The organism is Paracerasibacillus soli (assembly GCF_042432965.1).
In the GTDB taxonomy this organism is placed as follows: domain Bacteria; phylum Bacillota; class Bacilli; order Bacillales; family Amphibacillaceae; genus Paracerasibacillus; species Paracerasibacillus soli.
This window is the reverse complement of record NZ_JBHLWL010000036.1, coordinates 116,962-130,589: the sequence shown is the minus strand read 5'-3', so window position 1 is coordinate 130,589 and position 13,628 is coordinate 116,962. Positions and strand designations below refer to the sequence as shown.

General features: G+C 34.7%; 13 protein-coding genes. 3 read left to right on the top strand and 10 right to left on the bottom strand.

The genetic code is table 11. From position 1 onward, the window contains the following. The first annotated feature begins 77 nt into the window (after positions 1-77). From ACFFIS_RS10800 to ACFFIS_RS10790, 3 genes are read left to right on the top strand one after another with little or no spacing between them, the layout of a single operon-like run. Positions 78-281: a PLD nuclease N-terminal domain-containing protein gene (locus tag ACFFIS_RS10800; protein WP_320378347.1), complete on the top strand. Its 204-nt coding sequence runs from the start codon at positions 78-80 to the stop codon at positions 279-281. Further along, positions 278-1,189, top strand: coding sequence for an ABC transporter ATP-binding protein (locus ACFFIS_RS10795; RefSeq protein WP_320378346.1), 912 nt, complete (start codon positions 278-280; stop codon positions 1,187-1,189). Before ACFFIS_RS10800 ends, ACFFIS_RS10795 begins: the two co-directional genes overlap by 4 nt. After that, complete coding sequence (locus ACFFIS_RS10790) at positions 1,189-1,965, top strand: ABC transporter permease (RefSeq protein ID WP_390187480.1); 777 nt, start codon at positions 1,189-1,191, stop codon at positions 1,963-1,965. Before ACFFIS_RS10795 ends, ACFFIS_RS10790 begins: the two co-directional genes overlap by 1 nt. Before the next feature lie 198 nt (positions 1,966-2,163). Here the strand turns inward: ACFFIS_RS10790 and ACFFIS_RS10785 are convergent, their stop codons facing one another. From ACFFIS_RS10785 to ACFFIS_RS10740, 10 genes are all read right to left on the bottom strand, one after another. Further along, positions 2,164-2,862, bottom strand: coding sequence for a hypothetical protein (locus tag ACFFIS_RS10785; protein ID WP_320378343.1), 699 nt, complete (start codon positions 2,860-2,862; stop codon positions 2,164-2,166). Next, positions 2,859-3,722: an ABC transporter ATP-binding protein gene (locus tag ACFFIS_RS10780; RefSeq protein ID WP_320378342.1), complete on the bottom strand. Its 864-nt coding sequence runs from the start codon at positions 3,720-3,722 to the stop codon at positions 2,859-2,861. Before ACFFIS_RS10780 ends, ACFFIS_RS10785 begins: the two co-directional genes overlap by 4 nt. After that, positions 3,719-4,090 carry a GntR family transcriptional regulator gene (locus tag ACFFIS_RS10775; protein WP_390187477.1) on the bottom strand — a complete coding sequence of 124 codons (372 nt, stop codon included), beginning with the start codon at positions 4,088-4,090 and terminating at the stop codon, positions 3,719-3,721. Before ACFFIS_RS10775 ends, ACFFIS_RS10780 begins: the two co-directional genes overlap by 4 nt. 202 nt (positions 4,091-4,292) lie before the next feature. Beyond that, on the bottom strand, positions 4,293-5,165 hold the full coding sequence (locus ACFFIS_RS10770) for a ComEC/Rec2 family competence protein (RefSeq protein ID WP_390187476.1): 873 nt from the start codon (positions 5,163-5,165) through the stop codon (positions 4,293-4,295). Between the two features lie 292 nt (positions 5,166-5,457). Beyond that, positions 5,458-7,620: an ATP-dependent Clp protease ATP-binding subunit gene (locus tag ACFFIS_RS10765; RefSeq protein WP_390187474.1), complete on the bottom strand. Its 2,163-nt coding sequence runs from the start codon at positions 7,618-7,620 to the stop codon at positions 5,458-5,460. 367 nt (positions 7,621-7,987) lie between these two features. Further along, a complete protein-coding gene (gene mbcS / locus ACFFIS_RS10760; protein WP_390187473.1) occupies positions 7,988-9,562 on the bottom strand; it encodes an acyl-CoA synthetase MbcS in 1,575 nt (524 codons plus the stop codon). A 317-nt stretch (positions 9,563-9,879) separates the two neighbouring features. After that, complete coding sequence (pdaA, locus tag ACFFIS_RS10755) at positions 9,880-10,668, bottom strand: delta-lactam-biosynthetic de-N-acetylase (RefSeq protein ID WP_320378340.1); 789 nt, start codon at positions 10,666-10,668, stop codon at positions 9,880-9,882. Between the two features lie 190 nt (positions 10,669-10,858). Continuing rightward, the gene (locus tag ACFFIS_RS10750; RefSeq protein WP_390187471.1) at positions 10,859-12,163 is read right to left on the bottom strand and encodes a Na+/H+ antiporter family protein; all 1,305 of its coding nucleotides are present in this window, start codon (positions 12,161-12,163) and stop codon (positions 10,859-10,861) included. Positions 12,164-12,305: 142 nt separating this feature from the next. Further along, complete coding sequence (locus tag ACFFIS_RS10745; RefSeq protein WP_390187469.1) at positions 12,306-13,112, bottom strand: YfkD famly protein; 807 nt, start codon at positions 13,110-13,112, stop codon at positions 12,306-12,308. 72 nt (positions 13,113-13,184) lie between these two features. Beyond that, positions 13,185-13,571: an OsmC family protein gene (locus ACFFIS_RS10740; protein ID WP_320378339.1), complete on the bottom strand. Its 387-nt coding sequence runs from the start codon at positions 13,569-13,571 to the stop codon at positions 13,185-13,187. Positions 13,572-13,628: the final 57 nt, after the last annotated feature.

Here is a 13,628-nt window from a genome sequence, read left to right as displayed (position 1 = left end):
TTCATATACAGTCTATCGCGAAAAATAATATTTTTTTATTCAACAGGCTAAATAAAAGAAAAGTGTGGTGAAATTTCATGGATATTTTACAATCAATTAATTGGGGAATTATTGCTCCTCTTCTTATTATTCAAGGAATCTTAATTATCGTTGCAATAATTGATTGGGCAAAACGTGACGAAACAAATGGGCCTAAATGGTTATGGTTACTCATTATTTTATTTATATCGACGTTAGGACCAATTTTATATTTCATTTTCGGGAGGAATAATGACGCATGACAAAGCTACTAAATGTCACAGGCCTTTTAAAAAGATACGAAAAACATGATGTAGTAAAGAACCTTGATTTCACACTATCTGAAGGTAAATGCATTGCATTATTGGGGCCAAATGGTGCTGGCAAAACGACAACTTTGAAAATGCTTGCTGGACTATTAAAGCCAACTGCAGGAACGATTATGTTTGCAGGAAAAAATAAAAAAAGTGATATAAGAGAATACATTGGGTATTTACCACAATATCCGGCTTTTTACGGATGGATGACAGGAAAAGAGTTTCTCGTATTTAGTGCTCGTCTAACAAATATACCTAAAAGTGAAGCCAACAATCGGGCAGATGCAATTTTAGACAAAGTTGGTCTTACTGATGCCAAAAATAAAAGGATTGGAAAATATTCAGGTGGTATGAAGCAAAGGCTTGGAATTGCACAAGCAATTATTCATAAACCAAAGTTGCTCATGCTTGATGAACCTGTTTCTTCACTTGATCCAATCGGTCGTCGTGAAGTATTAACATTAATGGAAGAGTTAAAGGAAGAAATGACAATTCTATTTTCCACTCATATTTTATCTGATGCTGAAGAAATGTGTGATGAACTTATTTTGCTCCACCATGGAGAAATCGTAGAAGCAGGTACGTTTCAAGAACTTAGGAAAAAATATCAAACAACAAAAATTGAGCTCCAACTTGCGTCATCCGATATAGATTATGCCGAAAAGTTACAACAACTTCCTACTGTCGTAAAAGTACAATTCACAAAAGGTAAATGGAATATTATGGTGTCACATACGTTACAAGCACGAGATGAGATTATGCAATTAGTTGCTAGGGAAGGCTGGCCTTTAACCGACTTCTCAATTAGCAGTACATCTCTTGAGGAACTGTTTATGAAAGTGGTGAACAAATAATGCAATGGCTCATTTTACTGCAAAAAGAAATGGTAGAAAACTGGCGTAACTTCAAATGGATTTGGGTGCCACTTGTCTTTATATTACTAGCTATTATGGATCCAATTTCAACTTATTATTTACCACAAATTTTAGAGGCAGTTGGTGGGCTGCCAGAAGGTGCTGTTTTCGAAATTCCAGATCCACTTCCTAGAGAAGTTATCATGATGAGTTTGAATCAATTAGGTAGTTTAGGTATTCTCATTATCGTCCTTATTGCAATGAGCTCAATAACAAACGAGCGGAAAAGCGGTGTTGCCGAGATTATACTTGTAAAACCTGTTTCTTATGCAAATTACATTACAGCAAAATGGTTCGTAATCATTATCCTTGTTTGGCTATCACTTGTTTTAAGTTTAGGCATGAGTGGATATTACATTAACCTCCTTTTTGGGAATTTAGGAATCGGAGAAATCATAAAGGTTATCAGTTTTTATGGACTATGGCTAACGCTAATTGCTACAATCGCAATTTTTTATAACACATTATTTAAAACAGCTGGTCTCGTCGCTTTTATGAGTATTTTTACAGTTATTGGGTTGAGTATCATTACAAGCGTATTTGGTAAACATCTCACATGGAGCCCTGCTAATCTTACTAGCCACATCCATGAAATGCTAGTCATGCATGAAGTTACCACAGATCTAGTTGTAACATCGTTAATCACAATTATTTTAATTGCTGGTTTGCTATTTAGTTCTATTTACATTTTTAAAACAAAAGAGATTGGTGACTAAAGGCTAGTCATTCAATTTTAATAGAAAATAAGGTCGTTATTACCATGCAAAAAGGCTCAGACATCTTCGAGCCTTTTTATCTTGCAATGAGTATTTACCTATCTTTTTTGTAAAAGTAAATACTAAATGTAAATTTCCCTTGGTATTGGTATTTCCCTCGTTTCTCCATGTAAAATATTTAAATGAAAAGGGAGGAGTCTAAACTACCTTTACAATTGTTATATTCCTTACGAATACCCAACTTAGCCCATAGATAATGATTGCTACACCAACGATTTGAAAAAAGTATAATACAGTCAGTGTGCTATATTGCGTCATGATATAATCAGCAACCCATCCTTTTGCAAAGCTGTACAAAAAGGCAATCAAAATTATGGAAAGCAAAGACCCTCCACCAATTAAACCAAACCGATAAAAGACCAGTCCAAACACATATAAAAGAGTAAATATGAAAAGCATACATGCCAGGTCAATAATAAAGCGATTTATCCATGTGTCAGCAAGCATGACTGCTGGATGGGCAAAATCAACGGATTGAATTGAAAATCGATTTTGAATATAAATACTTAGTCCATGCAAACTGCTAGTTAGCACTGCTTTCATTACAGAAAGCAATAAAATAAATATACCTGAACTAATGAATAAGCTTTTTCTCGTCACCCCCATTTTTATCGCAAACGGAATAGATTGCTTCACCATCAAAAAGCCAAAAATACCACAAAAAATATAAGCTGGAAATGATAATACAAAGTACATGACAATTTCTGGATCATCTATAAAATAAGCTATGAGTACAGAAATAGAAAGTGTTGATAATAATATGATCCAAAATATTAGTATACTTCTAATAGCATCTATCGTATAAAAATACAGTAATCCTTTTATTTGTCGACTCATCGTGATGCTCCCTTCTTTCTTTCAGTTAAATAAATCATTAACTCTTGGATTGGAATACTTTCAGCTTTTAGTCCTGCTTTGTTTACCTTATCTTCATTTTCAAATATATAAGCAGTCATCATTCCTGCTAATTGTTTCTTCACTATTACTTCTCTTTCAGAAATAAACTTTTCCACTTCCTCAATTTTACCTGTTACGGAACAAGTACGGTTTCTCAGCATATCTGCTTCTTCATGTAAAGCTAGATTACCATCTTGCATAATGAGTACCTCTTCAAATAACAAACTGACTTCATCAATAAGATGAGTTGAAAAAATAACGATGCGCTTCTCTTTTTCATACTCTTCTAGTAAAATTTCATAAAACTTCTTCCTGGAAGCCGCGTCTAATCCTATATACGGTTCATCAAAAATTGTAATCGGTGCACGACTTGCCAATCCTACAATAATTCCTAATGCCGATTCCATCCCTTTTGATAATGCTTTTACTTTTGCATTTAATTTAAGATTAAACTCCTGTATCAATTGATGCGCAAGCTCATTATCCCATTTCGGGTAAAAATATTCGTATATGCGAAGAACATGTTTTACCTTCAAATCCTTTTTAAAGTTGTCTCCTTCTTTTATTAAACAAATAGATTCTGTTATTTTTTGATTATCAAATGGCTTTTCTCCGTCTATTAATATGTCACCTTTTGTGGCCAGCACGTGACCTGATAATATTTCCATAAAGGTCGTTTTTCCTGCGCCATTTCTTCCAAGCAAACCATATATTTTTGGCCCTTCCAATGTAAATGAAATATGATCTAGCGCGTTTTTCTTCCCATACGTTTTGGAAACATTTTTCACCTCAATTTTCATATGTCCTTCTCTCCCCTTTCAATCAATTTAATAAGTTCATCTTTTGAAATCCGTAATTTTTTCGCCTCATTTTGAAGTGGAAGCAAATAGTCATCATAAAATGCCTTTTTTCTCTTTTTCATTATCAATTCTTTTGCATTCTCTGTTACAAACATACCAACACCCCTACGTTTTAATAAAATATCCTCTTGAACAAGTTCATTAATTCCCTTGCCTGCAGTAGCCGGATTAATTTTATAAAATGTTGCAAATTCATTTGTTGAAGGCACACGCTCACCAGATTTTAAGGTGTCATTCAAAATAGAGTCTTCAAGCTGTTCTTTAATCTGTAAAAAAATTGGTTTACTTTCATCAAAGGCCATTTTCATTTCTGTTCACCTTTATCTCATTGTTATATGGTTCATTACTTATGTAACTAACCATATAACTAATTAAGCTAAATGTCAATAGGATTTATATAAATATTTTTGCAATTCACTATCTTAGTTAAAATAACTATGTAAAAAAATATATTCTCCTAGCATAAAGAAAAGAGCAAATATAGACACTACGTCTATATTTGCTCTTCTTTTAACTTGCATCTTCCATTATATTTTCCATTGGATATTTTTCAGGAATAATGTAAAACTCTTTTCCGTTTGAATGAATTGTAATATGTCCAAATACCGCTGTGGAGTATATAAGCGATTGAATGTTATACAAATTATCAATTACTCGACGAACAGGATGCCCAAAATCATTCTCTCTCCCATACGTAATGATTGCGGCATATGGATTTACCTCCTGTAAAAAAGGTAACCTACTACTTGTCTTTGAACCATGATGGGCAATCTTTATAATATCCGCCTGCATATCGTATTTTTTCAACATATCTTTCTCCTGTTTATGATCAACATCACTCATAAATAAAAAATCCACCTCATCATAGATGACTTTTAGAACGAGTGATGACTGGTTATTATTCTTATACTGCTCATATCCATTTAACACTAAGATATCTATCGATGGATCAATTTCAATTTCATCACTTTCTCTGACAATCCGAATTGGTATTTGGTGTTTCTGAATTGCGTTTATATAATTAGCATAAGCTTTTGTTGTATGAACTTTGCCAGAATCAATTACTTCCTTAATTTTAAAATTTTGCATCACATCAGGTAAACCACCAATATGATCAATATCAGGGTGTGTCGTAATTAAGGCATCAATTTTATCTATCCCGTGTTTTCTTAAGTATTGTACAACAACTTTTCCAGCCTGAGGTGGGCCACCATCAATCAATATAACCTTTTGATTTGGTGTTTGTATTAAAATACTATCTCCTTGCCCAACATCGATAAAATGAACATCCAGCTTTTTATTTGTAGCAGCATCTACAACTACTACCGGATGAAGCAGTAGAATAAATAGTAACATGCAAAACATCGTCTTTTTAATCCGCATATAGAAAACCATCCTTTATCTATAGGCTCATCATCCTCTTATTATGTACGATAAGTATGGTAAATTATGCTTCTATCTTATTACATATCTTTAACAAATTTTTGAGTAATGCGAGGTACTACTATCCTATACTTTGATTTACTTACAATGTGAAACTTCAATCCGTTTGGGTCTTACAACCATTTAATCCACAATAATACTAAAAAAGGCTGAGACATAAAGGCCTAACTCCCTCAATAATCGTAGAGGGGTCTGACCCTTTTATACTGTCTCAACCTTTTCATTTCCTTCATTATTGAACTTGATTTACAACAATTTGATTGTCTTTCACAATAACATTTACTGCCTCAATAGAACCATGTTCAAGGATTAGATCTGTTAATGGATCTTCAATTTTGTCTTGGATAACACGACGTAATGGACGTGCACCAAATCGTTTATCATAACCAATTTCAGCAAGTTTATGCTTTGCCTCGTCAGTTATTGTAATCGTAATATTGTGTTCCTTTGTTCTATCTTTCAAATCTGCAAGCATGAGATCTACAATATAAACAAGGTGCTCTTCTGTAAGTTCATTAAATTCGATTACTGCATCAAATCGGTTTAGAAATTCAGGCTTGAAATATGCACTCAAATTTTCAAGCGTAGAAATCGATTCGTGACTATTTGTATTAAAGCCAACATTAATTTCTTTTACTCCAGTATTTGCATTACTTGTCATAATGATGACCGTATCTTTAAAGTTTACTGTTCGCCCTTGTGAATCTGTTAAATGACCATCTTCCATAATTTGTAGGAATATATTTTGTACGTCAGGATGAGCCTTTTCAATTTCATCAAGCAAGATGATGGAATAAGGATTACGGCGTACACGTTCTGTTAATTGTCCTGCTTCCTCATGTCCTACATATCCTGGAGGTGAGCCAATGAGTTTAGAAACCGAGTGCTTTTCCATATACTCACTCATATCAAGACGAATAAGCGCATCACGCGTACCAAATAATTCCTCAGCTAAAACTTTCGTAAGTTCCGTTTTCCCCACACCAGTTGGACCAACGAATAAAAATGATCCAATTGGACGATATTTTGATTTTAATCCTGCACGACTACGACGAACAGCTTTTGCTAATTTCTCCACTGCCTTTTCTTGCCCAATTACTTTTTTGTTTAAACTTTCAGCTAGGTTTTTCATTTGTTCTTGTTCATCAGCTTGAAGTTTCGTAACCGGAATACCTGTTTTTTCTTCAACTAATAATTGTATATCAGAAATATCTACATCAATTACTTGTTCCTCACCCTTAGCTTTTTCTAGCTGCTTTTGTAATTGAATCTCCTGATAGCGAAGATTTGCAGCTTTTTCATAATCCTCTTTTTCAGCTGCAGCTTCTTTTTCTTGGACAATTTCTTGAAGGCGTTGTTCAATCATGTTTGAATCTTTCACAGCATTTTCTAAGTTAAGACGTGATCCTACCTCATCCATTAAGTCAATTGCTTTGTCTGGAAGATAGCGATCTTGAATATATCGTTGTGATAATGTTACGAATGCACGTATCACTTCATCAGCGTAACGCACTTCATGAAATTTTTCATAACGGTCTTTAATTCCATGTAAGATTGCAACTGCTTCCTCAGCAGTTGGCTCATTCACGATAATTGGTTGGAGACGACGCTCAAGTGCTGCATCTTTTTCAATTTGACGATATTCTTTTAACGTTGTTGCCCCAACTAATTGTAGTTCACCACGGGCAAGTGCAGGTTTTAATATATTTCCTGCATCCATTTGTGAACTTTCAGCTGTACCTGCGCCGACTAACAAATGAATTTCGTCGACAAATAAAATAACTTCCTTACGTTTTTCCAATTCTGCAATTAACTGTTTCATTCGCTGTTCAAATTGTCCACGTACTCCCGTGTTTGCTACTAGTGATGCAATATCAAGTAAGTATACTTCTCTATTCATTAATTTTGCAGGGACTTGACCTTCTACAATTTTAAGTGCTAGCCCCTCTGCGATAGCAGTTTTACCTACACCTGGCTCCCCAATTAATACAGGATTATTTTTATTACGACGATTTAACGTTTCGATGACACGCTTAACCTCATTGTCCCTTCCAATTACTGGGTCAACAAGTCCTGCTCGTGCTTCATCAGTTAAATTTTTACCTAATTTATCTAATAATCCATTACGTCGCGTGTTTTTCTGTTTTGTACGTGTTTTCGTTTGTCCTGAACCTGAAGCATTTGCTTGGAAATTATTCGCAAACATATCATTCATATTCTCTCCACCGAAAAATGAATCTTGAAAGAATGATGGATCCATGTTCATGTTATGCATCATTTTTCCTTGTATTTCTGAAAAGCATTCATTACAAAGGTGGAGTTGCATTTTCTGACCATTCATTTGCATTGCCATATTAATATTGGCTTCATTGACACCACATTGTTGACATTTCATAATAAAACTCCTCCTTAAATTTTACTTTATTTTCGTTTATTTTATTGTTAGTAGTTTGAATATATTATGTTAATAAAGGTCCATATTGCTTGTTTGACTTTGACTAACTTTGACCTTGTGCTTTCATTATACTCTGACCTTCTTTGACTTTCAAGTATTTTATCCATCTTAATCAAAAAAATATTAATTTCACTGCAAAAAGGTATATCAGCCTTTCCTAAAATGTGTAAGTGTGGTGCAAAAGAAATACACGTATGTACAGCAATACAAAGGCTAGATAGTATGATGCAAAAATTTGTAGGCGAATTAGTTGCTAAAAAGATCAGGAGCCATCTTCATAGACTCCTGATCTTCGGTTCATACTTTATTATATGTTCTGCTTTTCTTTTTGTCTCAGTTCAATCCTTCTAATTTTACCAGATGTAGTTTTAGGCAGTTCTTTAATGAATTCTATTTCTCTCGGATATTTATATGGTGCTGTATGTCCTTTTACGTGGTCTTGAAGATCTTTAATTAATGCTTCATCTCCATTTATTCCACTCTTTAAAACGACAAATGCTTTTACTATTGTCCCACGAATTTCATCTGGACTAGCAACGACAGCACACTCTTGTACCGCGGTATGTTTAATAAGTGCATCTTCTACTTCAAATGGACCAATTGTATAACCAGAACTTATGATAATATCGTCGCTCCGCCCTTCAAACCAAAAATATCCATCCTTATCTTTATACGCCTGGTCTCCCGTTACGTAATATTCACCACGCCGAGACATATTTGTTCGCTCTGGGTCTTTATAGTATTCACGGAATAGTGCTGGGCTCGTCAACTTTAACGCAATATCACCAACTTCACCAACAGCAACTGGTACACCTTCCTCATCGATAATCTCCACATCATTTCCCGGTGTTGGTTTTCCCATTGAACCTGGTTTTACTTCCATATCTTTCATAATTCCAAGTAATAAAGTGTTTTCAGTTTGTCCATAACCATCGCGAACCGTAATATTAAAGTACTTGCGAAACGTATCGATTACTTCTACATTTAACGGTTCACCTGCGGAAACTGCACTATGTAAGGCCGGCAGCTGATAATCATGTAAATTATCTTCTTTTGCCATTAAACGATATTCTGTTGGTGTACAGCATAGCACGTTGATTTCTTCATCTTGTAATAATTCCAAGTATTTTTCAGCTGAAAATTTCCCGTTATATACAAAGCCTGTCGCTCCTGATCCTAATACGGACAAGAACGGACTCCAAATCCATTTTTGCCATCCCGGGCCAGCTGTTGCCCATACCTTATCTCCTTCATGTATACAGAGCCAATTTTCTGCTGCAGTTTTTAAATGGGCAAATCCCCAACCATGTGTGTGAACGACCCCTTTTGGATCACCAGTTGTTCCTGATGTATACGGTAAAAAAGCTATATCATCACTACTTGTATCTGCAATTTCTAGTTTATTAGATGAAAAATCCTTTTGCTTATCTAGGAATAACCAGCCAGTCACTTCTCTTCCTACAGAAAACTTAATAAGTTGGTCATACTGCTCTATTCCTTCATATTGCTGCACATATGGATAATAACTTACAACACCACGGACTTCTCCATGGGATATTCGATATTGCAAATCTTTCGTTTTCAACATTTCTGAGCAAGGTATAATGATAATTCCTGTTTTTAAAGCAGCTAAATATACTTCGTACGCCTCTATCAATCGTGGAATCATGATTAATAATTTATCACCTTTTTTTAGTCCACTTTCTAGGAAGGCATTTCCAATTTTATTTGCATGATGTAATAGTTTTTCATATGTCATTTCTTTACGTTTGCCTGTTTCGTCTACCCAGATTAGTGCTTTTCTATCTTTTTTAGTGATATACTTTTCAACTTCCATGACAATATTATACGTTTTTGGCGCTAACAGTTCTTCTCTTTTCAAATTATTCAACTCCCTTGCTTGTTTTTAATGATTATAACAAATATTATAAAATATTTAAAATATTTATAATGGGATAATTCCTTTCTTCATGCTCTCATAGGAGTCTCCGTGTATTTTCTCTGCAGTTATATTTATAGTAAAAAGTAAGCAAATTCCTTACCGATGTATTTTATACATATGCTTCTTCTAGGCTAAAGACAGGTTTTAAAGTAAAAATGTACACCATTTATTGATGAGTAAGCACGATATCTCTCCATGTATGTTTCAATCAAAAAAGAGCCTACTTAATAGGCCCTTTACATCCATAGATATTCTATTCAAAGTCCATATATTCCTTTTGGTAAATTATCTTTCATCACCAATTCATCTAAGCTTTTGAACGTGTAACCTTGATTTTTTAGTTCTTTGATTATATTCGCTAACGCTTCCGCATTATCAGAAGAAACGGTATGTAACAAAACAATCGCTCCTGGATGAACTTGCTTCATTACTTGATCATAGGCATATTCCCAACCTTTTTGCTTATTTACATTCCAATCGGCAAAGGCTAGTGACCAAAACACGTGAATATAGCCCAATTCATTGGACCATTTTAATGTATTATCATTAAACACTCCACGCGGAGGACGCAGATATTTTAATTCCTTTTGATCTGATACCTCAGCTACGGCTTCCTCAAGCGTTTCTAATTCTTTTTGGATAGATTCCTTAGAAATAATTGTGAAATCAGGGTGATGATAGGAATGGTTCCCGATAATATGCCCATCATCTACCATTCTTTTTACAAGATCAGGTTCCGTTTCCACGTAATGTCCAGTTACAAAGAAAGTTGCAGGAACATCTTCTTCTTTCAGAACATCTAATATGGCTTCCGTGTGCCCTTGTTCATAACCGTTATCAAATGTTAAATAGATATTTTTATCCCCAGAATAATCAACAAAATAAGCACCGTATTTTTTAAGCACTTCTTTATACTTTCCTATATCAGGCACTTCATTTTTATTATTCTTTTTATAGCCCCACCCAAAGCTGGCTTCCACAGATGTTCCATTTGTAAAAGTTACAAGTAACATTACTGCCATGATACTATATATAAATTTCCGCATCATACCCCGCCTTTTCACATACTTTTTGATAGTTCTTCGTAAATTATTCGTAATGAAGTATACCTTTTTATCTATTTTCTACTAGATGTAGTATTTCCATTGCGGGGTATTTCATTCTTCATTCATAAAAATAAGCTGAGGTAAAACAATAAGGTCAGACCTTATATCCCAGCCTTTATCTAACTATTTTTTACAACACCAACGATGCAACCCATCCAAAAATAAATAATGGAATATTAAAGTGAATAAATGTAGGGACACAAGTATCCCAAATATGATTATGTTTTCCATCTGCGTTTAATCCTGATGTTGGACCAAGTGTTGAATCAGATGCAGGTGAACCAGCATCTCCAAGCGCTCCTGCTGTACCAATTAAAGCTGCGGTTGCTAAGGGAGAAAAGCCCGCTGCAACGCATATGGGCACAAATAACGAAGCAACGATAGGAATTGTTCCAAATGACGTGCCAATTCCCATTGTAATAATTAAGCCAACTAATAATAAAACAAATGAAACACCTATTTTACTACTACCAATAAAAGAAGACGAAGCCTGCACCAATGCTTCTACCGCACCTGTTTCGCGTAAAACATTTCCGAACCCTGAAGCAATGAGCATTACAAATGCAATTGTTCCCATCATGCCGACACCTTTTGCAACAATCTCATCGCCAGCTTTAAATGGCACAACGATGAAGATAAACATAATGATTAATCCAGCAAGAGCCCCAAGAACTAAACTTTTTGTTATTAATTGAACCGCTAAAGCTGCGATTATTGCAACAATCGTAAATGCGTGTTTTCTATTAAATGTAACCGGTTCTTCCTTCTGAACGAATTCCATTCCTTTATCTTCATCTAATGAAACAATCCGATCTTTCCGATACGTAATAAACACTGCAATAAACAAACCAATAACCATGGCTAAGCCTGGCAAAATCATGGCTAGAGTTGCTTGCTTCATCGTAAGGTTTACACCGTTATCAATCATGGCATCTACAATTGTACGATGAAAAATAAGTCCAAAGCCTGCCGGAATCATGATATATGGTGCTTTTAAACCGAATGTTAAAGCCGTCGCAACTGCACGTCGGTCTAACCTCATTTGATCAAATAATTTCAATAGTGGTGGAATTAAAATTGGAATAAAAGCAATATGAACTGGTACAACATTTTGTGATAATGAAGCAACTCCAGCAATTACGAGCACGAGCATCGTCTTTTTACCAGTTAGTTTTCGGATTAAAAAATTTACAAGTATTGTCGTGATTCCCGTGTAACTAATCGCTACAGCAAAAGCCCCCAGTAAAATATAACTCAACGCTGTGTTTGCTTGCCCACCCATGCCATTTACAAGTAGGTCTACTGTATCTACTATTGGAAGGCCTGCCATTATCCCAGCTATTATTGCCGCGATAAGAATTGCAACAATGACGTTAACACGTGACAAGCTCAAAACTGACATTACAAGTACTGAAACAACTACGACCCATTCCATATTAGTTTCTTCCCCTTCCCTCTCTCTTATACTTTACTATGATAAAGTGATAAAGTAATAAAGTCAAGAGGTGTTATTATAGTTTATTTCTAAAGTATCTGTTTTATAACTAAAAAAAACGAGGCACAAGTGCCTCGTTTTTTTAGTTTAATCGGAAGGTAAATGATAGATGGTCTTGAATTGGAATCCATGCTCCTATCCCTTGTTTGGTTACATTTTTTATTACAATCTCTTTTTTTGACCCTTTTAACTGTAAATAAACTTCTCCAAATGTAACTTGTCCTCTTTCGTTAATTGCCGGTGCATAGCTGTGCAAGTAGCCAAACTTTTTGATGGGGACATTATAATAATTTGTTTTCTTTGTCCCTTTTCCGATAACTGTATGATATGAAAGTGGTAATTTCGTTTTAGCCTTTGCTTCTAGTAGCATCATCTTTTTAACTTGGTCAGACTGATTAATTTTACTTGTTAAAGCGCCTTTTACTTCTTTTTGCTCATCTTGGTTATAACTTAATTTCTGCGTTGCCTCACCACCAAGATTATTTAATTCATTTGTATTTATTTGTTGGTATTCCCAATTAGGTGTTGTTTCCAACGATTTATAATGTAATGGCCAACGTCCTAAATAAACCATCCCTCGATATCCGATTGCAATCGGTGAAGGCTTTATCGTTGTTTCATTAAGCATTTTAATTAGATCTGGGTTTTTTACCGAAATATCTAGTTCTTGCAACAATTCTTTCGTTAACGCACTTGGTTCGACTTCTTCTTGATCTTCACTAGCATTTGGATATGTGTTTTCCTTTGAAATACTTATTACATGTTCTGGAATTGATATATCTGTCTTTTTTGTTTTCTTTTCTTTTGCCAAGCCAGTTGTTGGCGATAGCGATATAAACGAGAACATAATCAAAAGAAAAATGAGACTAAATCGAATAGCTTTATTCATGTACCCAATCCTCTCTTTTTGCTTTATTTTTTTCGAATACACGAATATTATACAAGCTAATTCAGATTATATTTATTTACTTACAATGATGATTGTCTCATTGATCGTTATACTATCCTCAACCGACCGAACCATTGCACAGTTTTTTCTAGCAATGGCTAAGCTTTTTTGTAGCTTTTCTTCTTTTAATTGTTGTCCCTTCACATAATAAGTAAGCATTATTTCTTCGATTTTATTTGCCTCATTCGGATTTCTCTTCACTTCCGCTTCACAAATAATATCTTCTATATCGATACGCTGCTTTACTAATATTTTCCGAAATACAGATGTGCTACATCCAACAATAGATGCTACCATTAACTGAAAAGGTCGGAATCCATACTGTGCATCACCAGAAATATCTAATTTTCCAAAGTCAAATTCTGTACTTACACCATGCTCTGTTAACTGAAACTTCATAAATATCCCTCCATATTTTGTGTGCTGCTTATACGATCAGTCTTTTATAGCTTTTTT

Excerpts from the sequence above, each read along its gene's own strand:
- ACFFIS_RS10785 (WP_320378343.1), bottom strand. The coding sequence starts at position 2,862 with ATGAGTCGACAAATAAAAGGATTACTGTATTTTTATACGATAGATGCT.
- ACFFIS_RS10775 (WP_390187477.1), bottom strand. The coding sequence starts at position 4,090 with ATGAAAATGGCCTTTGATGAAAGTAAACCAATTTTTTTACAGATTAAA.
- ACFFIS_RS10765 (WP_390187474.1), bottom strand. The coding sequence starts at position 7,620 with ATGAAATGTCAACAATGTGGTGTCAATGAAGCCAATATTAATATGGCA.
- ACFFIS_RS10770 (WP_390187476.1), bottom strand. The coding sequence starts at position 5,165 with ATGCGGATTAAAAAGACGATGTTTTGCATGTTACTATTTATTCTACTG.
- ACFFIS_RS10790 (WP_390187480.1), top strand. The coding sequence starts at position 1,189 with ATGCAATGGCTCATTTTACTGCAAAAAGAAATGGTAGAAAACTGGCGT.
- ACFFIS_RS10795 (WP_320378346.1), top strand. The coding sequence starts at position 278 with ATGACAAAGCTACTAAATGTCACAGGCCTTTTAAAAAGATACGAAAAA.
- ACFFIS_RS10780 (WP_320378342.1), bottom strand. The coding sequence starts at position 3,722 with ATGAAAATTGAGGTGAAAAATGTTTCCAAAACGTATGGGAAGAAAAAC.
- ACFFIS_RS10800 (WP_320378347.1), top strand. The coding sequence starts at position 78 with ATGGATATTTTACAATCAATTAATTGGGGAATTATTGCTCCTCTTCTT.
- ACFFIS_RS10740 (WP_320378339.1), bottom strand. The coding sequence starts at position 13,571 with ATGAAGTTTCAGTTAACAGAGCATGGTGTAAGTACAGAATTTGACTTT.
- ACFFIS_RS10745 (WP_390187469.1), bottom strand. The coding sequence starts at position 13,112 with ATGAATAAAGCTATTCGATTTAGTCTCATTTTTCTTTTGATTATGTTC.
- pdaA (WP_320378340.1), bottom strand. The coding sequence starts at position 10,668 with ATGCGGAAATTTATATATAGTATCATGGCAGTAATGTTACTTGTAACT.
- ACFFIS_RS10750 (WP_390187471.1), bottom strand. The coding sequence starts at position 12,163 with ATGGAATGGGTCGTAGTTGTTTCAGTACTTGTAATGTCAGTTTTGAGC.